Consider the following 26,138-nt stretch of genomic DNA (forward strand, 5'->3'; position numbering starts at 1 on the left):
GAGGGATTGCACATGAAGCATATTAAAGCATTTGCCATTAAATTTGTGGCAACCTTTGTACTTCTATATTTGATCCTTGCAGGTGTACAAGCCATTACCTTTGGAGATGTTTTTCTTATATCATTAGTGTTGGGATCAATTGCTTATTTACTTGGAGATCTGTTTTTGCTTCCAAGAACAAGTAATACAGTAGCCGCACTGGCTGATTTTGGACTTGCATTTATCTTGATTTACTTTATGACGGATGGAATGACGGATGGCGGTACTTATTTAATAAGATCTATTCTTGCTGCTCTAGCATTAATGGTGTTTGAACTGTTTTTCCATAGGTATGTAGTTCGTGATATCTTACCTAATCGGTCAAATAAAAGAAAAGCGCCGGCCAATCTTCAGTATCAGACTGAAGCTTCAGAACAAATTCATCCCGAATTCCCAACAAAACTCACGGATGAATTCCATATGAAAAACAGAGACAAGGAATAATACATGAAAACAAACCTGATAAGGAAATCATCGGGTTTGTTTTTTTATGATTGATTTAGAAAATGAGGTGGGAGTTGCTATGCTTCTGTAGAAAGTTCAAAAGCCAGTGTCGCTCTATAAAGCAACACTGGTTGTGACATTTACTGTCGCAGCAGCGGGAGCGTACAGCATCTGAATGATCCACCGGACTTAATGATTTCATCGAATTCCACTTCGATTACCTCATACCCCCGTTCGCGAAGTTTACCGTTGACTTCCTTATTTATTGGAAGGCTGATAACTTTCTTGTTTCCAATTGAAAGAACATTTACTCCCATGGTGAATTGTTCCTCTCGTGAGACATCGATCAAGTGAAATTCAGAAGCCAGTCGGTTAACGTCTTCTTCCAATAATCCTTCACGATGGATAAGTGCATCCTTGTCGGAAAGGATGTTAAAGATACAATCAAGATGAAGGATATCTTCATGAATCGGCAGGGAGATGACTTCGTAGTCTGGCAGGTATGACTGAATTCGTTCTACTGCACCTGGTGTCGTCCTATCACTCAGGCCGATGTACACGGTTCTTCCATGTACAAGCACATCACCGCCCTCAGTTTCATCTTCAATGAGATCTATGTATGGCAGGCCTCGGCTGGACAGCCATTTTTTCAGTTCACCTTCTTCACCTTGTCTGACTGGCATTTTCATATCCGAGATGAATAAAGTTTTGCCCACCGTGAACCCGATATCCCTTGTAAAGACTTGTTCAGGAAATGCTTCGTCCGGTGACAGCAAGTGGGTTTCAATTCCGTTTGATTTCAATATTTCAAGGAATGTTGCATGTTGTGAGACGGCTTTTTCTACATCTATATTCTCTTTATGGTAGCGTCGTTGAGTTTCATTAATCACATCAACAATTTTCATATAGTTCGGCGGACATAAAATGACTTCTTTTAAAGAAGCAAATTCATTATGGCAGCATACTTGATTCTGGTTCATTGGACGTCCTCCCAAGTGCAATATGTTAAAAGGGTTGCTTTTACATTATGATGCTCATATCTTTTAGTACCATTCATGGAAGGTTATTTAAGCAGTATGTTCTTTCTTCCATTTCTTATTCATCAAGAAGGCGACGAGGGCAATCAGAGCTACCAGCAATAATGAAATATAAAAACCGAATCGGATACTTTTCTCTATGATTGTCCCCGTTACAGCGGAAAACAGAAGAGCCAGCCCAAATATGCTAAGAATGATGCCCGAGCGTTTTTGTTTCAAAATTTTAAAAGCCGAGAGGATGATAAATGCCCAGTTATAAAGGAGCAGGATTCCAGCAGCTGTGGTTAAATATTCATATACTTTCCCGGGCAGGAGGAGAGCCGTGATCACTGAAGCAATCAGTCCTGTAGTAGCAAGACCCAATGAGGGAAGTGGAAGGTCCCTTGGCTTCTTCAGCTTCTTTTCAAAGATTTTCGGGGCATCGCCGTCTTTGGCAAGAGTGACAAGCAGGCTAGTCACGCCGAAGAGTGCAGCCGTAAGTGCTGAAAAGCCGGCAATGATGATAGCACCATTGAATACATGAGGGAAGAAAGGGAGATTGTGCATACTCAGTGCCGTCACAAAAGGACTTTCTTTATCATTAAAGGCTTCTAGAGAAACGAGTAATACAGCCATTGCCAAAGATGCCACATAGATCAACGTCAGGATGAGAAGCATGACATTCCCCGCTTTGGGAGCCTCCTTTTTATCCTTCAACTCCATCGCCATCAGGCCGATCACCTCGATACCCCCGTATGCATAAAATGCATAAATCAAGGATGCCCATAAACCTTTCAACCCTTCAGGGAAAAGGGAATTCTGATTGAATAAAAATTCTGGAATCTCTCCTTTGCCTTCAATTACACCAAAAAGGGCAAGCGCCGCAATCACAATGAACATAATGATGGCTGATGTCTTTATTACGGCAAATATGCCTTCAGCTTTGTCAAAACTTTTCGTTCCCAGGATCACAATCAACAGGGAGAGAACGGCATAACCGCTTGCAAATACCCATAGTTGAATACGTGGAAACCAAAATTGCGAAAGAATGGCCAATGCTGTCAGCTGGCTGCCCATGATCAATATATTTGAACACCAATAATTCCATCCGCAGCTGAAGCCTGCCCATTTGCCGAAAGCTTTAGCTGCGTAATAACAGAAAGACCCTTCCTGCGGGTCCTCGGCTGTCATTTTCGCAAGCAGATTATAGACAATGTACGTTCCAACCGCAGCAAGGACGAACGAGAATACGATGGAAGGACCGGTCTGTTTGATTCCGATGGAAGAACCCAGGAAATAGCCAGTTCCAATCGTACAGCCCACTCCGATCAGAGAGAGGTGCCACCAACTCATGCTTCCTTTCCCGCCAGAGCCAGACCCATTTGTATTCGTGCAGCCATTTGCCATGTCAGCCATCCTTTCTAAAACTATACTGTCGCTTCCTCTAATTTAGGTTTTGCTTCTGCTTTGATAAATATGAATACCATGCCCAAAACGACAAGAGCAAGTATCCCTGCAGCAATAAAGCTGCCATTGAGAAAATCCTTCATAAATATGGACATCAGGGGCGGTCCGGCCGCTACACCGATAAAACGGGAGGAACTGTAAAAGGATGAAATCGTCCCCCGTTCCTCTTTTTCGATATTCTCCGTAATCATCGCATCCAAGGTAGGCAGCAATGCCCCGATGGATAGACCAAGAAAGCTTGTCACGGTGAGAAGCATGAGTAATTGATCACTTGCAAACCCCACAAAGGAAACACTTCCAGCCATGGCCAACAGACTGACCATGATGATTTTTTTCATTAATTTCAATTCCCCTTTTATCTTCCGTCCGGTGATGAAGGAAGAAATACATAGGAAAAGGAGTGGAATGGCCAACACAAATCCTTTTTTCACACCGTAAAGGTTGTGTGTCTTTTCGAGAATGTCTGACAAGAAAAACAGGACGGCAAAAAGTACATACATGGCGAAGATACCTATGGTAAACACAGTGAAAATCCATTTTCCTTCATTTTTAAATATTTCTTTTGTCTTTTTGAGGAAAACGTTCAATTTAACCGGTTCCTCTTTTTCCTTCGGCGCCTTTATAAAGAATAGGACTAAGACGATTGATATTAAACTGAAAAAGGAAATCGAAAAGAATGGCAGATACCATAGAAACGCGGCAAATAGCGCTCCAAGAATGGGGCTCAGTACTTTTCCGAACGTGTTTGAGGTTTCAATGATCCCAAGACAGGAACTGGTTTTCTCGTCATCATCCTTGTAAAGATCCCCTACAAGGGGAAGAATAATCGGCGCTGCACCCGCTGCACCGACTCCTTGAAGGACTCGTCCGATAATGATCCACGTAAAGGGTTCATTGATTTTCCATGAGGCATATCCGGCAACCAGGCCACCGATAAGAGCAAGAATCAAGCTTGGTATGATCACAATCTTTCTCCCGAGGCGGTCAGACAAATATCCTGCAACCGGTATTAGAAATATGGAAGCAATTGAATAGGAAGTAATGATCATACTTGTTTGAAAAGAAGAAATGCCAACCTTACTTTCAAATATGGGCAGGACCGGTATCAGCATTGAATTTCCCAAAGTCATGACCAAGGGGATGGAAGCCATGCTGACGACACACCAATTACTGACTTTATTATCGCTTTTATATTGTTCCTTCATGATGTCTACACCTCGTAGTTGATTCTAAGGATTACTATTAAAGTATTCGGAAATAGAATGAAATTCATTCATTCTTCATATGGCTAATTAATTCCATGGATGAAAGCTCAGAATATTTATTCATGGTCTGAAGAAGGATAGGAATAATTACATGTTGGAGGAAATTCAATGAGAAAAATCTTTGTATTTGCAGCAGCAGTCTTGCTATTTTCAGGTCAACACGCCGTCTTTGCGACCGAAGCGTCCAGGTGGGAAGTGGATTTCAAGAGAATTTCAGAAGAAGGACAAACGATCATAATCAAAAACACTGGCTCAAAGGTGCATGCCGTGAAGGCAGAAGTAAAGGGGTATGAAGCAAATGGGACAGAAATTTCATTGGCACCTTATATAATGAGGAAGAACGTGAAATCTAATGAGGCATTATCATTTAAAAATGTGGACAATGTATCAGAATTAATTGTTACAATTACCTGGAGGGACAAGCTAATGAAGGTGAAAGCCAGAGGTTTAGCATCTGGTGAAAAGAAAACCTTTATTCTGGAAAAAAGAGGGAGTAAAATAAATATACAATAAAAATAAGCAGCTTCCTTTCGAATAAGGAAAGCTGCTTATTTATTTATATTTCAATTATCACAGGGAGGATCATAGGTTTTCTTTTAGTGTGTTTAAAGAGATACTGACCCACGGCCTTCTTAATGCTTTGCTTGATGATACTCCATTGCCGGCGCTCTTCTTGCGGGAGTTCGCTGAAAACTTTCTCAACCAGCGCGTTCAGCTCATGAATGAGTCTTTCAGAGTTTTTGACAAATACAAATCCACGGGTGATTGTGTCGGGCCCTGAAAGTATCCTGTGATCTGACTTATTGAGGGTAAGGATGATGACAATCATCCCATCTTCTGAAAGCTGTTTTCGGTCTCTCAGCACGATCGATCCTACATCGCCTACACTTACTCCATCAACATAGGTATCACCTGAAGGGACAGACCGAGTCTGTCTTGCGAGACCGTTCTCTATATCTACGACTTCACCGTTTTTAATAATAAATGTATTTCCTTCTTCAACCCCAATGCTTTCCGCAAGCATGCGATGGTGGTGGAGCATCCTGTTTTCCCCATGAATAGGGATGAAGTAAGTAGGATTGATTAAAGTCAGCATTAATTTTAAGTCTTCTTGGTAGCCATGTCCGGAAACATGCATGCCGGTAGTGCTGCCGGTACCGTATATAACATATGCACCCAACTGAAAGAGATTGTCGATGATTCTAGACACCGCTTTCTCATTTCCGGGAATCGGCGAAGCAGCGAGTATGACAGTATCACCAGGATGGATTGACACATCGCGATATTGTCCTGTTGAAAGTCTCCCCAGTGCAGCCATTTGTTCCCCTTGACTTCCAGTACAAAGAATGGCAACCTTGCCTGGATCGAGAGTATCAATCTCCCTGGGTTCAATCAGCATACCGTCAGGAATGTCCAAGTACCCTCGTTCCATCGCAACGCCAACGACATTCACCATACTCCGTCCCAGAAGAGCCAGTTTCCTGTTTGTCAGTATAGCGGCGTCCACAACCTGCTGAACACGATTAACATTAGAGGCAAAGGTAGAAACGAATATTTTCCCGTCGGACTTACTAAATGCTTCATTCAAATGCTCTCCGACCATCTTCTCGGATGGGGTCAATCCTGATCGTTCAGCATTCGTACTTTCAGATAACAGGACAAGTACCCCGTTACGGCCTATATCTGCAATCTTGTGCAAATCAGATCGTTGATGATTCATAGGCGTTAAATCGAATTTAAAGTCCCCGGTGTGGACAACATTGCCTTCGGGGGTATGAAATACGATCCCTAGACAATCAGGTATACTATGACTCACGCTGAAAAAAGAGACACCGATCGACCCCAATTGCAGATTAGAGCTTTCATCAATTGTCATCAAAGTAGTATCTCTCATCAATCGATGTTCTTCTAGTTTCAGTTCGATCATGCCCAGAGTAAATCTGGTGGCATAAACAGGTATGTTCATTTTCTTGAGGAGATAGGGAATCCCGCCGATATGATCTTCATGACCATGCGTCACAATGAGTCCCCTGATGTTGTCGCGGTTTTCCTCAAGATATGAGATATCAGGGATAATCAGATCGATTCCAAGCAGGCTCTCATCAGGAAATTTCCCACCGCAATCCACTATTATTAAATCCTCGTTGTATTGCAAGACATACATGTTTTTACCGATTTCATTTATACCGCCAAGGGCAAATATAGAAAGTAAGCTGCTCATTTTATTTCCTCCCGTTGAGATGGTGCGTATATTATTCCCTGCAACAACAGAGTTTATGAGAATTGGTAATAACAAGTTAAAGGAATATTCCCTGCTTAACGCTGCATCCTAAAATAAAAAGTGGAGGGACTAGAATGGAGTATGGGTCACAAGTAAAAGAACTTTGTGAAGCGGTCGAGCACGCACAAGCTGCCGTATATCATTCACAGGAACTGAATGATACGGGACAATTTCAACATGCACAGCAGCTGATTGCTTATGTGAATCAGTTATTGTTTGAATTAAAAGATGTACAAATTAACGAAAAAGACTCACTCAAGGTGAAACACGCCAGGGAAATGATTAGACACTTGCAGGAAACGCAGGCATCACTGCAGTAGGAAAGGATGCATTAGAAATGAAGAAAGTTACAAAATACCAATATTGTAAGGAATGCAAGCGGGATACCCTCCAGAAACTGACTGAAGACGCGCTGGAGATAGAAGCAACATGTACAATTTGCAATAAGTCCATAAATATAGCCAAAACTTTTTTCTAACTCAAGGAATTGCAATTCTGAGTTATTTTTCTGAAATTAGTGGTACAAGCAATTTGCCCCGAATAAGGATGAAGTATGTTCTTATTCGGGAGGCAAAACATGAATTCGATGATTACATATTTTTTATTAGGTATTTCATTGGCTGCACCCATTGGCCCGGTCAATGCTGCCCAACTGGATAACGGGATCAGGCACGGGTTTTTCTCTGCGATTGTATTTGGCATCGGAGCACTTATGGCGGATGTTATATATATGCTATTGGTTTATCTGGGTATCATCAAATTTTTAGATATGGAATTCATGAAGACATTTTTATGGTTTTTTGGCTGTTTTGTTCTTACGTACACAGGAATTGAAAATGTGATAAAGAAAGAAGAGTTCCACTTTATAAGTGAGCAAAGAAGCAGGCAGGTACTTTCAAAATCGTTGAGTGCTGGATTTCTGATTTCCATTTCCAATCCATTGACCATCCTCTTCTGGCTTGGAATCTATGGGAGCGTACTTGCTCAGACTGCCAGCAAATTCACTCATGATCAATTACTTCTCTACAGTAGTGCCATGATCGCTGGCATTCTTTTATGGGACTTAACAATGGCAAGCTTAGCAAGTATTGCTAAAAATATATTTCACACGGGCTTTTTAAAGGTGATTTCGGCAGCATCCTCTTTATCAATGATAGGATTTGGCATTTATTTCGGCATACAGGCTGTCAAAGCATTGTTATAAAGGGAAAACGCTTGGAAAGCATCTCAGTTTCCAAGCGTTTTCCTTTTATCTTAGAGGGTATGGTATTAAAGCAAACCTTTAGTGGAATGAATAAGATTCAATGGACTCATTTCATTTTTTCTTCTGATTATTTGTTTATAGGAGGTGAACGTCTTACTGTGTAGGACGATACATAATGGCACTGAATCTCTTTCTGCTCATATTATTAATAGCGCTTACAGCTTTTTTTGTAGCAACTGAATTTGCGATTGTAAAAGTGAGGACGTCAAAAATCGATCAGCTCATTACTGAAGGGAGAAAAGGCGCACTATCAGCCAAAAAGGTGATCTCGCACCTGGATGAGTACTTATCTGCATGTCAGCTGGGAATTACCGTTACTGCACTCGGCCTGGGGTGGCTAGGGGAACCCACAATAGAAGAACTGCTGCATCCTTTCTTTGAGTATTTTCAATTAAATGAATCACTGACGCATATTCTATCATTCGGAATAGCTTTTTCATTAGTCACATTCCTTCATGTCGTGATAGGTGAATTGGCACCAAAAACAGTTGCCATACAAAAAGCAGAAACAGTTACGCTGCTTTTCGCAGGTCCGATCATCCTGTTCTATAAAGTCATGTTCCCTTTTATATGGTTATTGAACGGGGCAGCCAGAATGTTTGTGGGCTTATTTGGAATCAAGCAGGCTTCTGAGCACGAACTCGCTCATTCAGAGGAAGAAATCAGAATCCTCTTATCGGAAAGCTATGAAAGCGGGGAGATCAATAAATCCGAACTGAAATATGTGAATAATATATTTGAATTTGATGAACGGATCGCGAGGGAGATCATGGTCCCCCGTACAGAAATGGTGACCATTTCAAGAGAAGCGACATTCGAAGATATTAAAGGAATTATATCGTCCGAGCACTACACGCGTTATCCAGTCGTAGAGGATGGAGATAAAGACAGTGTTTATGGATTTATCAATGTGAAGGAATTTTTGACGGCAAAAATGGTCAGGGAAATAGAAGAGGACAGTCTTGAACCATTCATCATCCCGATCATCCGGGTGATCGAGACCATACCCATCCATGATCTATTGGTGAAGATGCAGAAGGAACGTGTTCATATCGCGCTACTTTTGGATGAATATGGAGGTACTTCTGGATTAGTGACTGTAGAGGATATCATCGAAGAAATCGTCGGTGAGATAAGAGACGAGTTTGATGAAGACGAAATCCCTGAAGTTCAGAATGTGGGGGAGAACCATTACATCATTGACGCTAAACTGCTGCTTCACGAAGTGAACGACCTGCTGGAAACGAACATATTACATGACAGCATCGATACCATCGGGGGATGGTATCTCGAGGAGAGCATGAATCAGCAGAACAAGGAAATTAAAACTGAAAACGGTTTTTTATTTACCATCCATGAGGGGGACGGACACCATATTCATTATTTGGATGTAAAAAAATTAAATTAACCAGCAAAAAAACAAAAAGGCTTGATTCAACTCAAGCCTTTTTGCGTTTTATAGTGTACTCTATATGTTGGTTAAATTAAAGTATCAGATGGTTTTATCTACAAGCATTTCATAATGAGGTGAGTTCATATCTTTCATGAAAGTATCCAATTCCTCTTTTGTCTTTTCGTCAAGACCTTTGTAAATCAGGAAGGCCTTCGTCTTTTCAGAAGTAATCATCTTTCTGTAAAGTTTAGAAATTTTTTTACTCCTGTGGGTGTCCATTCAATCCATCCACTCCTTGATAAATGATTAAGATTATTATAATCATTATAAGCTCGTTTTTTCAAGATATTACACTTAGATGTTATAAAATTATAATATTTATGAAAAGCAGGGAGCTGGATGTGAATAGGGATTGCTGTGTATTTTAAGGGCATTCAATCCACCATGAGCTTAATAGCCTGGATATTTATTAAATAGATACAACGTAAACTTTAACCAAGTCACTCCATGATTTATATCTTATAACAAATTGAAATAAACTAATCATGGATCCGTATCATCTTTTAAATCTACAACCAGCATGCCCTCTTTATTGATTTCAGCATAAAAAACATCTTGTATAGTTTGTATCCCTTTTGCCATCAATTGATGGTGTACCCATTCTTCAGTAAGATTCAGTTTTTCAAGGTTTGAATGTACCATTTTCCCATCACTGATGATCTCAGTTCCTATAGGAGGGACTGTGTGACTCTCTGGTGTAAGATTAAGATCTGATTTAACGACCTCCTTTTGAGCGTCCTTTTTTAATACAGACAATTCACCATTTGTTTCAAAGATGGCATAATTCACGTCCTGTAATGAAAAAACGTTCTTTTGCCTCAGTAAGGCCATCAAGGAATCTATATCAAGCCGCACAGCTTTTAGTTGATGTTCCATGATATTGCCATTTTTAATTAGAATTCTTGGTTCTCCATCAAGGAGGGTCCTCGCTTTTTTTGAATGAATATCAATGTATCCAAGAGTTACGGTTATAATGCTCCATCCAAGTAAAGCAAGCAGACCGTTCCGGATGGTCAGTGAAGGATTAAACACTAAATTGGCTCCGATGCTTCCGATTGTAATTCCAGAGATAAAGTCAAAAAATGTCATGTGACTGAGTAATTTTCTGCTCATCCACCTGGTCAGTAATAATAGAGTCGTGAAGGACATTAAAAGCCTAATGGCCAACTCCGATACACTCATCCTACATGCGCCTCTTTCCATCAATTTTGTATACCTTTTCCTAAAAAGGCGGTTTTTATAACATTCTTAAGAGCTTTGACTGAAGTGTTATGTATAGTTAAGGAATTCAGATCTTATATGTTTGGATATGTAATTAGTGTTAATATTTTTCTATACTTAATAGAAGAAAAAGGGAATCCCGTCATGCCGATTCAGGGGAAAAGATACTTGATCATCTTGCTTGCTGTTATGCCAATTGTTTTTTTACGACGTCTATTTCGGCCACTTCCTGGGCTTACCCATTCGTCGTTTGGAATGGATATAAATATGAAGTATTAGATGAACTTGTGGAAGGAGTCGATAGTGAAATCGGCGAAGTAACAAGTTATTCCGATATGAAGACTCTTTCGGGGAATTTCTCTAATGAATATATTGAAGGGACCAAATATTACTCGATAAAATGTGTTTCCACGAATGAAGCGATTGCTGTGAAGATAGGATCGCAATACAAAAAAGCAGTCAGAATAGGGGAATATAAGGCAGGAATTCGAGTAATGAAACATAACAATGTACTCAACCTCGTGGTTTTATCCGGAGTTATTGGGATAGCGATACTGGTGTTTGTTCTGAGGAAAATAAGGACTGAAGGGGAGAAACGGTAAAGTAAAAATGATATACCGCTCTTTTCATGCAGATAGTAAGTGATTGGATGATGTATTTAAAAATAAATAGAGCACCTATATTCAACTTATTATTCAAACAATTAAGATGAAAAATATGGTAAAGTTATTGCATGCTTAATGTTTCCGAAAATTTCAATATCAAGGGGGAGCAGATGAAAAGAAAATATGGTAATCACGCCTCCTGGAAAAGAATCATAAGAAGAGAGTATGCCCAGACTTACATAGATTCACCTATTTTCACAGGACATGTTACCTTGCTTAAAATAATAGAGGTGGAAGAGCCCTTGGTTGTAAGGTACCTTGGGAAGGAAATTTGTATAGCAGATAAAGATTATTTATGGCTTCAGCATTTTCCGGCTAATGAAAATTTCTCCGTTACAACAGTATTTCATCCAAATGGAGATATTGTTCAATGGTATATTGATATCTGTTTTCAAATCGGAGTGGACGATGAACTGTCTTGGATGGACGATTTGTATCTTGATATCGTCATCCTGCCAGGGGGAGATGTCATTCATCTGGACGAAGATGAGTTAGAGGAAGCAAGATCAATAGAAGCAATTACAAACGAACAATATCAATTAGCTTGGAACGTGTTTACCAGGATTAATCGTTTAATTGAAGATGATAACTTCCCTCTGTTTCGTGCAGCTTACGAGCATAAACGTTCATTAATACAGAATTTGAATAAACTCTAGAGTAATAGCAACCAATTCAGGAAAGAAAATCAAAGATCACACCTAAAGATTGGAGGGAATCGTAAATGAGGAGGAGAATATCATTCATACTGACTGGAGGAATAATTGTTTTTCTGGTTTTCATCAACTGGTCAAATCTTACAGGTGAAATGTACCGTTTTGACAATGCGGATTTGTCTGCCAAACTTGAGGTTCTCTCATTTGAATCAAAGGTGCTAGTTCTTGTCCCGTTTGAAGAAATGAAAATATTCGATACCGAATTGACGAGGGACGGTACCAAACAACATTACGAAATCACCTTGATGAATAAGGATAAGGACACCCTGGTATACAGTGTCTCAAATTATGAAGAAGAGATCCTCAGTGAAACGGATAGCGAGAAAGTGGAATTTAGAAGTGGTGTAGCAGGCAAGTATATACCAGATGATAACGGGAAACGCAGGCTCTATTGGAGACAGGGTGAAGTGAATTATGGTATTACTTATCACCCTAAAGTGACACCCAATGATTTGAGTAAGGGACGATTAATTGAGATGGCAGAATCGGTGGAGTAGTTTATTAAATTAGATAGTGCAGATTTCAAGTATCAGGAATAGACAGTAGTGAAAATGGGAGTGAATTTGCATTCGCTCATATATTATTACTCACACCGATAAATGGCATTTAATCATTGGTTTGCAAATACAAAACAGAAATTTTATTAAACAAATGGAAGTGACCAAAAGGATGAACAGAATCTTTCAGCAGCTGACCAGGAGAGAGCAAGAAGGAATGCAGCCGCTATATAACTATGTTAAGAGGGTTAAAAACCAAATTTCTGCATCTGCAAGTTCGGTTTACATCATTCAGGGAGATGAAGTAATCGGGGAATGGTATGAAGGAATAGACCCGGCATCTCATAGAATTATAGATGAAGAGACACGCTATAATGTCTTTTCCGTGCGAAAAAGTTACATAGGACTTGCTGCAGCAATTCTGATTCAAGAAGGAAAAATCGGAGGTTTAGATGATCTTGTTTCGACCTATTTGGGTGAAAATATGCTTTACAATGGGATCACGATCCGCCATCTTGTGACCCATACTCATGGTTTGAATGATGACCAGGTGGAATTTGTGAAGTCAGCTCCCGCAGGGACGGTTTGGGATTACAATGGAGCAGGTCTATCTTTATTGTATAAAATCATCTTGAAGGTATCAGGGTCAACGGTAAATGAAATCGTTACAGAGCGTGTGTTCAATCCGCTTAAATTTACTGAAACCGGATGGGAAACAGTACCGGGCAAATATCTCACTGCGGATGTAAATGAACGAAATGAGCCGAATATCAGGCTCGAGGATCATACCGGATTTGAAAGGAATTTATTCGTCAGTGCAAGAGAACTTGCTCATTGGGGATATGTTCATTTAAAAAAGGGGCGTGTCGGCAATGAACAATTTCTCCCGGAAGTTCTATTTGAAAGGACAACAGCGATTCAAACACCTGAACAATTAAAGAATACCCCGCAAAATGGATTCTTTTGGTTCCGAAACGAAAATCGATTTGAGGATAGTGAATTGGGTGAAGACCTGCCAGCTGGATCGTATCAAATTCTAGGTGCATCAGGCTGTACCTGCCTGGTTATACCCAAATATGATGCAGTCGCTGTGCGCATGTACAACAAAAGGGGAAATCCTCAGGGGTATGACTATCTAAGAGATATCAAAAATTTTGGTAATATGGTGAATTCAATTTTAGCGGATAGACTCCAGAAGCATTTTTAATAGACCTTTTTAAAAATAGTGGAAATAGTGAGGGGGAAACCATGAAAATTCCTGAACATCTGCTCTCTACAGAGCGACTGAGATTACGTGAAATGATTTATAGTGATTGGAAAGCGGTTCACGAATATGCTTCTTTGAAATCTGTGTGTCAATATCAGCCCTGGGGCCCCAATAAGATTGAGGATACGAAGTCATTCATAAAGGAAGTAGTGGCAGATACAGCAAAAGTCCCGAGAACGCGCTTTATGTTTGCAATTGTCATGAAAGATAAGAACCGACTGATTGGTGCAGTAGAATTGAATATTCGTGATTATCACCATAGAAGTGGTGAAATCGGGTATATCGTGCATCCGGATTTATGGGGTAAAGGCGTTGCGACGGAAGCCGCTAAATTACTGATTGAAGTGGGATTTAAGCACTTTCACTTACATCGGATTCAAGCAACATGTGATCCCAATAACATTGCTTCTTTCAAAGTGCTGGAGAAAATAGGGATGAAAAAAGAGGGAGTTCTGCGTGAAAACCTCTTGATTAATAGCGGCTGGCGGGATTCTGCCATTTATAGTGTACTTGAGAATGAAAGATAAGGGGGAAAAATCATGCCTGATGCGGTACTGCCAAAAGTAAGATTAAGAGAATTAATAATGGAAGATGTGGAAGACCGGTATCAGTGGTGTCTGGATCGTGAAGTTACAAAACATTTAAATATGCCGGACGTTTATCCGCCTTTTACAAGGGAAGAAACATCCAAATGGATTGAGTTGTGTATCAACCGGACCAATGGGTATGAGCAGAAAGCCATTCTTACCGAAGAAGGCGTCCATATCGGTTGGATAGACTTAAAAAATATCGACAGAGTCAATAAGCATGCGGAGCTGGGAATAGCGTTAGGCAATAAAGCTTATTGGGGAAAGGGATATGGACAAGCTGCCATGAAAGAAATGTTAAGGGTCGGTTTTACAGATTTCGGAATGAATAAAATATGGCTGCGTGTTGAAACGGATAACGAAAAGGCAATCAAGTCATACAAACAAATTGGATTCGTAGATGAAGGTATTATGCGGCAGGATAGACTTAGAAATGGCAAATACGTTGACCGTATCAGAATGAGCATACTAAAAAATGAGTTTTTCATTTATTGATTATTATTTTCTTTTAAAAAAGGAATAGAGCTTCTTTCCTATAATGACCCAAGCTATATGTTCATAAGCTGTTTTAAAGGGGGAGCATGCTTGTGAAACCCGAGAGGAATAGGAAGAATCGCTTTAAGATTCAGCATGAATACAGACAGAAATTAAGGAATAAGGAAAGAAACAAATCGTCATCTTTGGAAGTCATCATTGTTGCGATCATTTTATTTGCATTTATCATGTTTAAATAGATATTTTCATTACACTGAAGCAGTTCAATTTGGAGTTTTCAAATTGGGCTGGTTTTTTATTTGAAAATAATACAATAAATGAAACTTTTTGGAAATAAAATTGTAATTAATAAAAGATTACTCTGGTAAGGGGAAGTTTATCATTAGACGAATATTTGAGCGATGCCATCTAAAGGGCTGCCTCATTGGTCGATCTACAGAATAGGATTCAGTATCCTGCAAAGTTACTTGGAGGCGCATCCTGATGATGCCATAGAGGAATGGACTAAGCTTGATGCTGAGCAAAACCTTAAAAGAAGTGAGTATAAGCATTTAGTAGAATAAAAGACACGAACAAAAGAGCATTGAATGATGAAGATTCAACGCTCTCTTCCTTGTTCCTGCCACTCCCTGAAAATCAAATCAGAAGATACAGGTTTCTGATCAATTTCCCTCGCCCATACTGATAATTGTCCAACGTGATGTACTTCGTGGGTGATGATATGGAAGAGGACCTTTTGAAAAGGGAGTTCATACGTGCTGCCTCTTTTGGAGGTAATCGTCAATATTTTATCCTTCTGAAAAGGCTCAATGGAGTTTAAAAAACACCTGGTAATCGCTTTCGTTTCCTCTGAAAAGATCATTACCTCTTCAAGAGTTGTCGACTCATTAAATTCCTTTGTTGATACAGGCGATCCCTCCATCTGACTAATCCAGATCCGTTCGCAATTGATCACATGCAGCAAATTATGCAAGATACTGCCCATGCCACCGACCCGTTCTTTCATTATTTCTTGATCTGGTACTGTCTTGCACCATTCAAACCACTCATCCCTGACTTTCCAATTATATAAAAAAAGATTGATCATTGAGCTGCCCCCTTTCTTTACCTTTGGTAGTAAAACCTTTATTTTCCATATTTTATATACTATACTAATCTTACAATAAATCAATATCTCAAAGAATGAATAAGGAGGACACCAAGTATGATATATGTTGTCAGACATGGAGAAACCGATTTCAATAAAGAAGGAAGGCTGCAGGGAAGAAATGGACTGCCTTTAAATGAAGATGGACAGAAGCAAGCGGAGCGCTTAAGAGATCTATTCAAAGAAATCACTTTCGACTATGTGTTTTCTTCTCCCCAGAAAAGGGCCATGCAGACCGCTGAAATAATAACGGGCATGCAACCAATCATAGAGCCAAGGCTGGATGTTTTCGATTTAGGGGAGGCAGACGGATTGAAGAAGCATGAGATTCAATTGGACGGCATCCTCCCCGACAGAAACGTGTATAAGCGAATGGAAGACATTCAAGTCTTCATGAAGAGAGTATTCAGCTTTATGGGTGACCTGGAGCAGAAGAGCGGCGCTGAAGATGTGAATATCCTCTTATCGGGGCACAGATGTACGACTGGCAGCATAGGGGCTTATTTTGAAGGTGTCCCTGAAGATCGAAATATATTGAGATTTTCCTCGAACAACGGTGATTACAAAAAATATAAGTTTACCAGAAAACGTACAGAGGATGAAATCATTTCACAGTAAAAAGGAGGAAATAAAATGAATGATAAATTAATTAGAGTAGGAACTACCTATATCCCGGTAAGTGATGTGGACCGTGCTGCAGACTGGTATACAATAAACCTTGAGGCTGGTGTGAACTATCAAGACGATGAGAAAGCCATCCTTGATATAGCCACTCATAGTTTGTTTCTTGTGAAGGCAAAAGAGGGCCAAACGGCGAACTTTTATGACTATAAGGGTGAAGAACGATTTTCAATGACGTTCGAAGTGGATGGGTTGGAAGCATTAAACTCTCTTCACGACCGTTTTGTTGAGAAAGGAATCCAGGTCGGTGAAATAGAGAACAGAGGACATGCGGGTAGGAACTTCGTGTTTACCGATCCCGATGGAAATAAATTTGATGTCTGGAGTGAATTAAGTCCGGTTTTTAAAGAATTCCTAAAGTAGATGATTAGGGGGATACCAAATGCAAATGCCTACACATATCGTGGCAGTTGGCGGGATTGTTGAAGACAAAAAGGGAAATATTCTTCTGGTAAGAACCGTTCATAGAGGGTGGGAGACTCCAGGTGGACAAGTAGAAGCAGGAGAGAATTTGATGGATGCATTAATGAGAGAGATAAAAGAAGAGAGCGGAATCGATGTAGAAGTATCCCAAATGATTGGTGTATATTCAAACACCGGAACGTATATATGGCATGATGGTGAAACTGAAGTTCCTACCAAGGTGATGTTTGACTTTCTTTGTTATGAGAGAGGTGGAGAACTTGGTGTCTCTGAAGAAACCACCGATAGTCGGTGGGTGGAAAAAGATAAGGTGCTGGAATTTATTGAATCTCCTGCACTCCGCACCCGTTATCAAGCTTATTTGGACTTTAAAGGAAATATACATTATATGGAGTATGTGACTAAGCCTGAATTTGAGTTGAAAGTAAAAAGATCCGTGTAGGGTCAGATCGAAGTACCTGAGTAGTTTACTATCAGACTTATATTTTATGAAACACAGCAGGAAAGAAAATTGTAATAATTCAGACTGAATTTAGTGACTGAAAATGGAGTGGGCACATGATTATTAAAGAAATACATACTGAAGATGCTGATAAATTGTTAATGTTAATCAAGGAGGTTGAATCACATTCAGAATTCATGCTCATGGCACCCGGAGAACGCCAGACTTCCATTGAGCAGCAAAGAAAGATGATTGAACGAATTCAGAAGCAGAAAAACGCTGTGATCTTGACTGCAGAGGATGATGGCAGATTAATAGGATACCTGATGGCGATTGGCGGGACAGTAAAACGTACGAGGCATTCAGCTTATCTTGTCATTGGAATCTTGAAGGATTACAGAGGTCAGGGAGCAGGCACTGCGCTATTTAAAAAGGTGGAAGAATGGGCAAGAAGGTGTGGAATCTCACGGTTGGAACTCACTGCCGTCACAAGAAATATTCCTGGAATAGTACTTTATCAAAAGAGCGGATTTGAAATAGAAGGTACAAAGCGAAATTCGCTATCCATCAATGGTGAATTATATAACGAATACTATATGTCCAAATTACTTTAATCAGATAAAGGACAGGTCCTCGCCGATTCAACCTGGAAGGCAACGTAAAAGGAGCATGATTTATGAACGAATTCAGATGGATAGGGAATCAGAAGAGCTATGTTGACGAAATTCATGTAAAATCTCTTAAGAATGAAATGGTGATCGGTCTATTTGGGGGGAATTCATCAGAGGGACAGTATAAAAACGAAGATGGTTGTCTTGTATGGTACTCACCAGGTGAATGGGAGTTTGCCGTCATCATGGATGGTCATGACACAGCAGAAAGTGTCGAGCTGGTGCTCGAAGTGATCGGAAATAATAAAGAATTCATCCACGAAACCTTTAAAAAGCAAATCCATGAATCATTTCATTCTTTACAAGATTTTATAGTTGGAACGTTCAAGAGTGACAGTTTTAGAAAGAAAGCAAAAAAAGTCCAAGGGGAAACTGCCTGCTTATTTGTCCTTAGAAAAGAAAATTTTCTATGGTGGTTTTCTATTGGTGACTGCATTCTTCATATATTTCACCCAGAATTGTCTTCTTTGGGAGAATTTCAGCAGAATCACAGAAGTTTTTATGAATGGGTTGGAAATAACAGTAATTTCAATAAGCCCGTACCTAGTTACAGTTCTGGAATAAAAGAATTGAGAACAGGGGAGAATCATATATTTTTGACTACGGACGGACTGACAGAATGCCCTAATACCCATTATGTCAATCCTCGTGTCATCATGGATGAGTTTGGTGAAGGATCAGTTGAAGAAGGAGTACATAAACTTATCAACCAGATTAAATGCAATGGGGTTAAGGACAGCACTACAATCATTACCTGGAAGGTCATGAATAAACGGGAGGCAACGGTGCCCAGTGATATAAAATAGCTAGTTTCTATTATCATGATTACACAACTTCCATTAGTCCTATTGAAACAACTTCCACCTAAAGCAGTAAATTGTGTCAGAGGCTAAGGTATCGCATACATAATCTGAATATAAATATTTTGGAGAAGGCCTGTATATGTTTATCTGATATCCTGTAAGAGCTGGTAAAGACACATACTCTTCACGTTCTAAAGGAACCAATTTGTCACCCTTCCTGATTTCCGGTATCATCCAAAATATAAAATCGATTAGACTAGTGAGGAATATTCATGATGGACAATTTAAAACAAAAATCACTCGAAATGGCACAGCTCTACAAAAATAATCCTAAGGTGGAATCCATTCTTCTTGCTGGATCCGTATCCAGGAACTGGCAAGATGAACATTCGGATATTGAATTGCATATCTTTTGGGGCGAGCCGCCAACCGATGAAGACCGACTTGAACCTATAAAGAAAGTGAGTGGATCGATTCTTTCTTTTCATTCTTACGAAGAGGAAGAATGGTCAGAAGCCTATCTGACGAATGATGGTGTTAAGCTTGAAATCAGCAGCTTCCTAACCACCACTGTAGAACGGTTTATTGACGATGTGGTAAGGAGTTTTGAAACGAGTTACGATAAGCAATGCATCGCTTCCTCGATTCATTATGGAGAGTCACTGTACGGTGAAGTAAAAATTAAAGAATTGAAAAATAGCCTTCATAAATATCCGGTGGAACTATCAAAGGCAATGATCCTGGAAAACCTTCAATTTGGGAGCAGGTGGGACAACCGTCAGGCTTTATTAAATAGGAAGGACTGGCTCATGCTGTACAGTGTCATATGTGAGGTGCAGAGAAAACTGTTTGGTATATTATTCGGCCTAAACAATATGTTTGTTCATCATCCTTCTTTTAAATGGATGCATCATAGCATTGCGCTTATGAATGTGAAGCCAAATAAACTAGATGAAAGAATAACTGATATCTTATCAGGGAAGCCAGAGAACAATGTTAAAGAACTAACTCAATTAATTGAAGAAACGGTTTTTCTTGTAGAGGAGCGGTTTCCTGAATTGATCAGCAGTGAGCTGAGAAGAAAATTATCATATATGAAGTGAGAGAGGACTTTGATATAGAAAAAGGAGCCCGTCATGAAAAGAAAACTTATTGCAGCAGCCATCATCACATGCAGTTTGTTAACAACAGCAACAATTGCCAACTCAATTGCGTTCCATAACACAAAGAAGGCGTGTATCGAGAATCATAAAACTCCTATTGCTAAGAAGGACTTTTTAGCATTTAATTGGTCGGTAATCTGCCACTGAATGGTTTCTGAGCTCAAAAAAGGTACAAAAGCGATATTGCTTCTGATTCCACATTTTTTATGCAAATTCCTCAAACAGGATAATTGTCAGCTTGGAAGTTACTATGCTGTAATGAAACTAACTTGATTGATTCACCAACTATAAAAAAGGAGCTGTCAATATGGGTACATATCGCCAACACTTGAAACGAAGTGTAAAAGATTCCTGGTATGTAAAATATGAAGAAACCCAGTTTCCATCTATACAAAAAGGATGGGTCCTCCCAGTGGAAAGGTGGGCGGAATTCGATCCATTCATCTTAATGTCAGAGGATTGGTTCAAACGGGGAACCTTTTCGGATCATCCGCATAGAGGTTTCCAAACAATCACATATGTCATCGATGGAAGACTTGAACACATTGACAACGGAGGAAGCAGGGAGGTACTGGAACCAGGAGATATTCAATATATGAATGCAGGATGGGCGGCCCGTCATGCTGAGGAAGGTGTGGATGATGATATCGCCCATACCCTGCAATTGTGGTTGAATCTGCCGAAGCATCTGAAGAAGTCAGAGCCGTTTTATCAAAATGTTTACTCCGAAAAAGCTCCCCGAATGAAAATTGGAGGGGGTTCAGTGAAAGTGTTCGCAGGAGAAGTCGGCTCCTTAAAAGGACCTCTGGAATCACTCGTTCCGATCACATTGAGTGAAATTTCCCTCGTAGATGGAGCCATTTACTCTCATCTGCTTCCTGAAAATCACAATTCTTTTGTTTATATTGTTGCTGGAGAAGTTGAAATCGGTGAAAACCGTGTGAACCTTAAAAAGCATGGCGTCGCGACACTCACGTTTGACGAGGATGGAAGCGGAGAGAGGAAAAGTGAAATTCTTATAAAATCAAAACACCGCCGTTCAAAGCTTCTAATCTATTCAGGTGCTCCAATCAATGAAGAAATCGTCCCATATGGACCATTCGTCATGAACTCAATGGAAGAAATACGGGAAGCATTTAAAGATTTTCAAAATGGTAAATTCGGACCTGAAGCAAAATAAATAAAGATACTTTTTATAATAAAATCATATAAGTTAGAAAGAACATAAATTGAGGTGAAACAATGGATATATTCGAAGCTATACAATCACGAAGAAGCATGGGACTCGTGAAGGATGATCCGGTTCCTAAAGACGTCATTGAAAAAATTCTGGAAGCAGGGAATTGGGCTCCCAGTCATCATCGTACAGAGCCATGGCGCTTTTTTGTACTGACAGGCGAAGGGAGGAAACCGCTAGGGGAAGCACTAGTAAAAGCTGCACTGGAAAATATGGATGATCCCGAAGGAGAAGAAAGTAAGAAGAAGCTTGAAAAAACTGCTGCGAAGCCACTCAGGGCCCCGCTGATCATCGCAGTCGCCGTCGAACCAAGCGACAACCCGAAAGTCATTGAAATAGAAGAATACGGAGCCGCATATGCAGCCACTCAAAACATGCTGCTGGCAGCACATGCACTTGGGTTAGCGGGGATCTGGAGAACAGGGAAACCGTGCTATCACGTCTCGATGAATGAACTTTTCGGCTTGTCGGATAGAGGGAAAATGCTTGGATTCCTATACTTCGGTTATCCTAAGAGAGAATCGCCAGCAGGGAAACGAAAAGAAGTCAGCGGTTGTGTGAAATGGCTTGGTGATGAGATTGATTTTGATCAATTTAAGAAGAAGGAAGAGTTAAAGGAGTCTAATAGTTAGAATTGGTTCCGACATCGTATTTGCTCTGAACATAATCATTATGAAAAGAGTGGCAAGATGTGCATTGACACCTCCACACAATAAGTAGGAAAACTGGTGTTTTGATGACTCGGCAGAAGCAGAAGGTACAGAGAAAAGGAATGGGCATTCGTCCATAGAGTACGTGCAAAAAAAGAGAAAGGTTCAAGCGCTTTACTGAAACTGGGGAGTAATGCTATCAACAGATAGTTAATTGATAATTATTTGTAAACAGCCAATAGAAATGGTTGTTTTTTTTTGATCTTAAAATTACCAATCGTATCTTTTCATACCTATAGGCAGCAGAAAATAGATTTAATAGAGAGGAAGGATTTTCTCTCGCTTTAAGCGAATATGAAAAATATATCAATCATTTAAAGGGGAGTTTTTCTATGAATACCACTTTTGAAAACAAAGAAGATATATCACAATTTATAGTGGAAAACCGGAAAAATTTTCAGGAAAAATTACTTTCTGAAGCAATCAATGTGGGCAGTAAGATTAATGATATTTTGGAGAAAGGTAATATCGATCTTCTCAAGAACGCTGAGAGACTCGCGTTATATGTTGCTGAAAGTAAAGAAGAAGAACTAGTAGAGTTTGCTAAGGTGGAAGGTGTGGCTTGGGCAGAACATTCTCTTACACTTTCATTCAAATTGGAGTGGGTTCAGGCAATAAGGCGTACGTTATGGCATTTTCTTTATAAGTATGAACAGATTCGGGAAGCTGAACTAAACCGTGAAAGATTTTTTGAATTGGAAAAAAGAATTAACGATCACGTGGATCATTTTCTGAATAGTTTTTTCATCAGCTATTCAGACTATAAAGACGAGCAGTTGTCATCCCAAAGAAAGCTGGTTGAGCATTTGTCTGTGCCGATCATTCCAATCAGTTCCTCCATTGCCGTACTTCCGCTAATCGGAAAGATTGATTCGTATCGAATCCAGGCCATTGAAGAGAAAATATTAATGAACATCGCTTCCTTGAAGATTCAAACCTTGATCATCGATATGTCCGGTGTAGCAGATATGGAGATTGACGTCATTGTCCACCTGCAAAGGTTGCTGGGAGGCATTAATATGATGGGATGTGAAGCGGTCCTAACCGGTTTACGAGTAGATTTGGTCAGGAAAATGATTCATTCAGGGGTCAGCTTTGAACAGAACGCATTAACAAAAGGCACTCTTCAGCAGACGTTGAAGGAGTATTTGGTGCTGGAGCCGGGGGAGTAAGCTGATAGAAAATCACTGGAGTAAATATAAATAATATCATAATGTAAATCAACAATAGATAGTTTATTGACGTTATCTATTCTTATACAACGAGGTTAATACAAGGGGAAATCACGATGAAAGAAATAACATTTGATGATATATACACTGTTGGAGAAGTGATAGTTGAAAATGACCTATACAGTCACGTGCACTATCCGAAAATGCTCAAGAGATATGACAGCAATTTCTTAGAATTTAAAAGGATGCCTTCCACGGAAGAATTTAAATCAGCTGCAAAGTACCTAAAGTCATTCCATCATGAGAGAGGACAAAATCACGTGAAATTTTCCTTTCCGGCAATAATGGAAATTTCCGGGAATCTTATGGGCTACTTGAAACATGAGGGTTTTGACATTGGATTTATGGAGCTTTATTCTATTAAACCTTGCGAATTTCCAAAGAAAGGTTTAATGAAAGGGGTTGAAGTAAAGGAAGTCAAGGAAGATGATTTTGACAAATTCATTTCACTCCAATATGTTCAAGACCTTGAATATGGAAAAGAGTTCGCTGATCAAAAAGTCGAGCTTCACCAAAGACAATTCAAAGACCCGGCTATTATTCAGCTTCTTGCTTATTACAATGGGGAGCCCGCAGGTGCAGCCGATGTAATTATTAATGCAGGTACAGCTGAAATTGATGGATTCTTCGTTTTGGAAAGATGGCGCAGAAAAGGAATCGGCAGCTGTGTGCAACAATATGTGATGGACCGGTTCCATGACAAAATCATTATTCTGGTTGCAGACGGAGAAGATACACCAAGGGAAATGTATCAGAAACAACATTATCGTTACTTAGGCTTCCAATATCAGGTTCTAAAAGTGTTTGAAGAGAACTAGGGTTTTTTAGACATTTTCTATTTTTGTGCTGAGACCTTCTAATTTCAATTTCACAACCAAATAAATAAAAGTAACACCCCCCGTACATACTAAACATATGTTCGGGAGGTGTATTCATTGGAAAGTAAAGATTTTGAGCAGATCTATGCACAGTACAAGCAGGAAGGAGCCCATCATCTTCAACAGGAATTTTCCTCTTCCGTTGATACAGGTGCGGAGAAAATCGTCGCCATACGTAAAAACGGCGATGATGATATTATCGCATTTAAAACAGAAAGCGGACGTGAACTTGATTACCTGACTGCACTCGATGAAGCGAAGGCCGGGAAGCTCGCCCATGTCGATGTCTTTCACCGTTATGGAAGAGACATCATCCGCAGTGAACCAGATGGAATTGAAGAGAACAACCTAAATAATCTGCCACATTTTTAGGAAGTGAAAAGGAGCATGAAACTTCAATCGTTTCAGGCTCCTTTTTTTAAAATTACCAGGAAAATTAATTTCTTAAAACAGTAATAAAGCCCTCAAGGATATCATGGCTGACTGAAAACCCTTTTCGCTTGTAAAATTCGAGGGCATTGCTGTTTCCGTTTGAAACAAAGATGAAAATATCTTCAATATCATTATATTGCTTCAGCCAATCCATCGACATCATGAAGAGTTTTGAACCGATTCCGTACTTTCTATAACCTTCTTTGATGTAGAACTGAGAGAGGCACCCTACATTTGGTTTACTCACAGATGATAAATCAAAAAATGCAGCAAAATCATTAGAGTATGTTTCCTTCGGTGAAATATTGGAATATACGTAACCGATGATTTGATCTGCATCTTTAACCACTACCGTATAATTATGTATGGCTTTTTCAATGGATGGAACTAAACGTGTTTCAAAACTCATATCATCAAATAGTTCAGGACGGATCGAGGCAACTGACTGTTGGAATTCCATCAATTCATTACAGCTTTCACGGAGGCAATCTATTTCTTCTTCAGGCAGGATTTCAAAGGTAAAGTTCACGTATCTCCCTCCTAACTTATAAATGAAACGATTTATATAAATTAATTTTAAACTAGATTTTCACTAAGTGGAAGCATTAAAAAGCCTCATTCTCGCGTTAACTAAGACCTAGTATGATCAGGTAGTGACTTGAGTTATCCATCTACTATCCCTCTATAGGGTAAAGGCTGTTTCAAAGTCGTATGTAATGGGGGAGACAGTCTATTTTACATAGTTATAGATTAGTGAGTTGATCGATGAAACTATCTTATATTCTCTAATGCTTGTTTGACGTTAGTAAAGGAAGTGACGTCATCAAGTAAAGCCCCAATGTTTACTGCCGTCTGTGCAAGTCTAGGGGATATTCCGGTGAGAATAGTACGGATGCCCAGTAAACGCAGAACACTGCCTATTTGTTGAAAGTAGCTGGCGGTGGTTTCGTCAAAGGTTTGAACGCCTGAAAAATCCACGATTAGGTAACTGAGATTAAGCTGCGAAATTTCAGGTATCACTTTATCCATCAGATGGTCCATTCTGTAAGAATCAATGGTACCAACCAATGGAAGGACTGCGATCCCCTTTTTTAAAGGAACAACCGGGTTTGCGAGGCTGTCCAGCTCTTCTCGATAGTCTTCCTCCATTCGCTTGGTCAATTTTTCATATGCAAAAACCGTTTCGACTTCACTGACATCGAGCAAGGCATTCATTTTTTGTAAGACCTTGATGCTTTCAATATTAGTGAGAGAGAATTCCTGGGCCCATTGAGTGGTAAGGCTTGCAAATATCTCCCTCGTAACGGGATAACGAATGATGATCTCTGAGATATTTCGCCCGGATACGATCTGTCCTTCCGCATTTTTCTTGCTCCATTCAATCAATTGTGAAGGTAACTCTTGTTTCTCATGCAGCATAGAATCGCCGAGAAATTGAAAAAACGTTTCATACACACAGACAGCATGTTCCTTTTCCTTTTGAGGAAGGGCGATGTTCATTTTTTTAATTGCATGTTCGACAAGATTTGCTGCAATTGTTGAATAGTTATGTAATAAGTAATAAGCAAGTTTGGATTGTGATGACATGGTGGATTCATACCTCCTTATTACATTATTATACCAAGTTAGGAAAAAGCTTTGTAGA

At 39.7% G+C, this 26,138-nt stretch carries 33 protein-coding genes; 24 read left to right on the forward strand and 9 right to left on the reverse strand.

Annotated features, from left to right (window positions below; genetic code table 11):
- The first annotated feature begins 12 nt into the window (after positions 1-12).
- On the forward strand, positions 13-483 hold the full coding sequence (locus HWX64_RS09495) for a YndM family protein (RefSeq protein WP_175989215.1): 471 nt from the start codon (positions 13-15) through the stop codon (positions 481-483).
- Between the two features lie 140 nt (positions 484-623).
- On the opposite strand, the gene HWX64_RS09500 is transcribed toward HWX64_RS09495, so the two are convergent.
- From HWX64_RS09500 to HWX64_RS09510, 3 genes are all read right to left on the reverse strand, one after another.
- Positions 624-1,463, reverse strand: coding sequence for a dimethylarginine dimethylaminohydrolase family protein (locus HWX64_RS09500; RefSeq protein ID WP_175989216.1), 840 nt, complete (start codon positions 1,461-1,463; stop codon positions 624-626).
- Between the two features lie 87 nt (positions 1,464-1,550).
- Positions 1,551-2,906, reverse strand: coding sequence for an amino acid permease (locus tag HWX64_RS09505; RefSeq protein WP_175989217.1), 1,356 nt, complete (start codon positions 2,904-2,906; stop codon positions 1,551-1,553).
- A 20-nt stretch (positions 2,907-2,926) separates the two neighbouring features.
- Complete coding sequence (locus HWX64_RS09510) at positions 2,927-4,171, reverse strand: MFS transporter (protein WP_254871081.1); 1,245 nt, start codon at positions 4,169-4,171, stop codon at positions 2,927-2,929.
- A gap of 168 nt (positions 4,172-4,339) precedes the next feature.
- On the opposite strand from HWX64_RS09510, the gene HWX64_RS09515 reads away from it, so the two are divergent.
- Entirely contained in the window at positions 4,340-4,744 is a 405-nt protein-coding gene (locus HWX64_RS09515; protein WP_175989218.1) for a hypothetical protein, read from the forward strand.
- Between the two features lie 43 nt (positions 4,745-4,787).
- Here the strand turns inward: HWX64_RS09515 and HWX64_RS09520 are convergent, their stop codons facing one another.
- Positions 4,788-6,452, reverse strand: a complete 1,665-nt coding sequence (locus tag HWX64_RS09520) for a ribonuclease J (RefSeq protein ID WP_175989219.1) — start codon at positions 6,450-6,452, stop codon at positions 4,788-4,790.
- A 134-nt stretch (positions 6,453-6,586) separates the two neighbouring features.
- On the opposite strand from HWX64_RS09520, the gene HWX64_RS09525 reads away from it, so the two are divergent.
- From HWX64_RS09525 to HWX64_RS09535, 3 genes are all read left to right on the forward strand, one after another.
- Positions 6,587-6,832 carry a hypothetical protein gene (locus tag HWX64_RS09525; protein ID WP_175989220.1) on the forward strand — a complete coding sequence of 82 codons (246 nt, stop codon included), beginning with the start codon at positions 6,587-6,589 and terminating at the stop codon, positions 6,830-6,832.
- 257 nt (positions 6,833-7,089) lie between these two features.
- On the forward strand, positions 7,090-7,716 hold the full coding sequence (locus tag HWX64_RS09530) for a LysE family transporter (protein WP_175989221.1): 627 nt from the start codon (positions 7,090-7,092) through the stop codon (positions 7,714-7,716).
- 172 nt (positions 7,717-7,888) lie between these two features.
- The gene (locus tag HWX64_RS09535) at positions 7,889-9,184 is read left to right on the forward strand and encodes a hemolysin family protein (RefSeq protein ID WP_175989707.1); all 1,296 of its coding nucleotides are present in this window, start codon (positions 7,889-7,891) and stop codon (positions 9,182-9,184) included.
- An 84-nt stretch (positions 9,185-9,268) separates the two neighbouring features.
- Here HWX64_RS09535 and HWX64_RS09540 read toward each other — a convergent pair whose 3' ends face one another.
- Both HWX64_RS09540 and HWX64_RS09545 read right to left on the reverse strand, forming a co-directional pair.
- Positions 9,269-9,448, reverse strand: coding sequence for a hypothetical protein (locus HWX64_RS09540; RefSeq protein ID WP_175989222.1), 180 nt, complete (start codon positions 9,446-9,448; stop codon positions 9,269-9,271).
- A 264-nt stretch (positions 9,449-9,712) separates the two neighbouring features.
- Positions 9,713-10,432: a DUF421 domain-containing protein gene (locus HWX64_RS09545; RefSeq protein WP_368495582.1), complete on the reverse strand. Its 720-nt coding sequence runs from the start codon at positions 10,430-10,432 to the stop codon at positions 9,713-9,715.
- Positions 10,433-10,737: 305 nt separating this feature from the next.
- Here HWX64_RS09545 and HWX64_RS09550 point away from each other — a divergent pair, with 305 nt between their 5' ends.
- The 8 genes from HWX64_RS09550 (at position 10,738) to HWX64_RS09585 (ending at position 15,237) form a co-directional block, all read left to right on the forward strand.
- Positions 10,738-11,052 carry a hypothetical protein gene (locus HWX64_RS09550; protein WP_175989224.1) on the forward strand — a complete coding sequence of 105 codons (315 nt, stop codon included), beginning with the start codon at positions 10,738-10,740 and terminating at the stop codon, positions 11,050-11,052.
- 173 nt (positions 11,053-11,225) lie between these two features.
- Entirely contained in the window at positions 11,226-11,771 is a 546-nt protein-coding gene (locus tag HWX64_RS09555) for a DUF402 domain-containing protein (protein ID WP_254871082.1), read from the forward strand.
- Positions 11,772-11,836: 65 nt separating this feature from the next.
- Complete coding sequence (locus tag HWX64_RS09560; RefSeq protein WP_175989226.1) at positions 11,837-12,325, forward strand: hypothetical protein; 489 nt, start codon at positions 11,837-11,839, stop codon at positions 12,323-12,325.
- Positions 12,326-12,497: 172 nt separating this feature from the next.
- Positions 12,498-13,532 (forward strand): serine hydrolase, encoded by a 1,035-nt coding sequence (locus HWX64_RS09565; RefSeq protein ID WP_175989227.1) that lies wholly within the window; start codon positions 12,498-12,500, stop codon positions 13,530-13,532.
- A gap of 41 nt (positions 13,533-13,573) precedes the next feature.
- Entirely contained in the window at positions 13,574-14,119 is a 546-nt protein-coding gene (locus tag HWX64_RS09570) for a GNAT family N-acetyltransferase (protein WP_175989228.1), read from the forward strand.
- Between the two features lie 12 nt (positions 14,120-14,131).
- Positions 14,132-14,674: a GNAT family N-acetyltransferase gene (locus HWX64_RS09575; protein WP_175989229.1), complete on the forward strand. Its 543-nt coding sequence runs from the start codon at positions 14,132-14,134 to the stop codon at positions 14,672-14,674.
- 92 nt (positions 14,675-14,766) lie between these two features.
- Complete coding sequence (locus tag HWX64_RS09580) at positions 14,767-14,913, forward strand: hypothetical protein (RefSeq protein ID WP_175989230.1); 147 nt, start codon at positions 14,767-14,769, stop codon at positions 14,911-14,913.
- Positions 14,914-15,075: 162 nt separating this feature from the next.
- Positions 15,076-15,237 (forward strand): hypothetical protein, encoded by a 162-nt coding sequence (locus HWX64_RS09585; protein ID WP_175989231.1) that lies wholly within the window; start codon positions 15,076-15,078, stop codon positions 15,235-15,237.
- A gap of 35 nt (positions 15,238-15,272) precedes the next feature.
- On the opposite strand, the gene HWX64_RS09590 is transcribed toward HWX64_RS09585, so the two are convergent.
- On the reverse strand, positions 15,273-15,761 hold the full coding sequence (locus HWX64_RS09590; RefSeq protein ID WP_175989232.1) for a DinB family protein: 489 nt from the start codon (positions 15,759-15,761) through the stop codon (positions 15,273-15,275).
- A 117-nt stretch (positions 15,762-15,878) separates the two neighbouring features.
- Here HWX64_RS09590 and HWX64_RS09595 point away from each other — a divergent pair, with 117 nt between their 5' ends.
- The 11 genes from HWX64_RS09595 to HWX64_RS09645 all read left to right on the forward strand — a co-directional run bounded on the left by HWX64_RS09595 (position 15,879) and on the right by HWX64_RS09645 (position 24,433).
- Complete coding sequence (locus HWX64_RS09595) at positions 15,879-16,439, forward strand: histidine phosphatase family protein (RefSeq protein ID WP_175989233.1); 561 nt, start codon at positions 15,879-15,881, stop codon at positions 16,437-16,439.
- A 15-nt stretch (positions 16,440-16,454) separates the two neighbouring features.
- Complete coding sequence (locus HWX64_RS09600) at positions 16,455-16,865, forward strand: VOC family protein (protein WP_175989234.1); 411 nt, start codon at positions 16,455-16,457, stop codon at positions 16,863-16,865.
- A gap of 19 nt (positions 16,866-16,884) precedes the next feature.
- Positions 16,885-17,367: an NUDIX hydrolase gene (locus tag HWX64_RS09605; protein ID WP_175989235.1), complete on the forward strand. Its 483-nt coding sequence runs from the start codon at positions 16,885-16,887 to the stop codon at positions 17,365-17,367.
- A gap of 116 nt (positions 17,368-17,483) precedes the next feature.
- On the forward strand, positions 17,484-17,981 hold the full coding sequence (locus tag HWX64_RS09610; RefSeq protein WP_175989236.1) for a GNAT family N-acetyltransferase: 498 nt from the start codon (positions 17,484-17,486) through the stop codon (positions 17,979-17,981).
- Positions 17,982-18,043: 62 nt separating this feature from the next.
- A complete protein-coding gene (locus HWX64_RS09615; protein WP_175989237.1) occupies positions 18,044-18,844 on the forward strand; it encodes a protein phosphatase 2C domain-containing protein in 801 nt (266 codons plus the stop codon).
- 269 nt (positions 18,845-19,113) lie between these two features.
- Positions 19,114-19,944, forward strand: coding sequence for a DUF4037 domain-containing protein (locus tag HWX64_RS09620; RefSeq protein WP_254871083.1), 831 nt, complete (start codon positions 19,114-19,116; stop codon positions 19,942-19,944).
- 367 nt (positions 19,945-20,311) lie between these two features.
- Positions 20,312-21,184: a pirin family protein gene (locus HWX64_RS09625; RefSeq protein WP_175989238.1), complete on the forward strand. Its 873-nt coding sequence runs from the start codon at positions 20,312-20,314 to the stop codon at positions 21,182-21,184.
- Between the two features lie 62 nt (positions 21,185-21,246).
- Complete coding sequence (locus tag HWX64_RS09630; RefSeq protein ID WP_175989239.1) at positions 21,247-21,873, forward strand: nitroreductase; 627 nt, start codon at positions 21,247-21,249, stop codon at positions 21,871-21,873.
- A gap of 410 nt (positions 21,874-22,283) precedes the next feature.
- A complete protein-coding gene (locus HWX64_RS09635) occupies positions 22,284-23,123 on the forward strand; it encodes an STAS domain-containing protein (protein WP_175989240.1) in 840 nt (279 codons plus the stop codon).
- A gap of 116 nt (positions 23,124-23,239) precedes the next feature.
- On the forward strand, positions 23,240-24,001 hold the full coding sequence (locus tag HWX64_RS09640; protein ID WP_175989241.1) for a GNAT family N-acetyltransferase: 762 nt from the start codon (positions 23,240-23,242) through the stop codon (positions 23,999-24,001).
- Positions 24,002-24,118: 117 nt separating this feature from the next.
- Positions 24,119-24,433, forward strand: a complete 315-nt coding sequence (locus HWX64_RS09645; protein ID WP_175989242.1) for a DUF3892 domain-containing protein — start codon at positions 24,119-24,121, stop codon at positions 24,431-24,433.
- A 64-nt stretch (positions 24,434-24,497) separates the two neighbouring features.
- On the opposite strand, the gene HWX64_RS09650 is transcribed toward HWX64_RS09645, so the two are convergent.
- Positions 24,498-25,022, reverse strand: a complete 525-nt coding sequence (locus tag HWX64_RS09650; protein WP_175989243.1) for a GNAT family N-acetyltransferase — start codon at positions 25,020-25,022, stop codon at positions 24,498-24,500.
- Between the two features lie 242 nt (positions 25,023-25,264).
- The gene (locus HWX64_RS09655) at positions 25,265-26,080 is read right to left on the reverse strand and encodes an STAS domain-containing protein (RefSeq protein ID WP_175989244.1); all 816 of its coding nucleotides are present in this window, start codon (positions 26,078-26,080) and stop codon (positions 25,265-25,267) included.
- Positions 26,081-26,138: the final 58 nt, after the last annotated feature.

Source organism: Bacillus sp. Marseille-Q1617 (genome assembly GCF_903645295.1).
In the GTDB taxonomy this organism is placed as follows: domain Bacteria; phylum Bacillota; class Bacilli; order Bacillales; family Bacillaceae_B; genus Rossellomorea.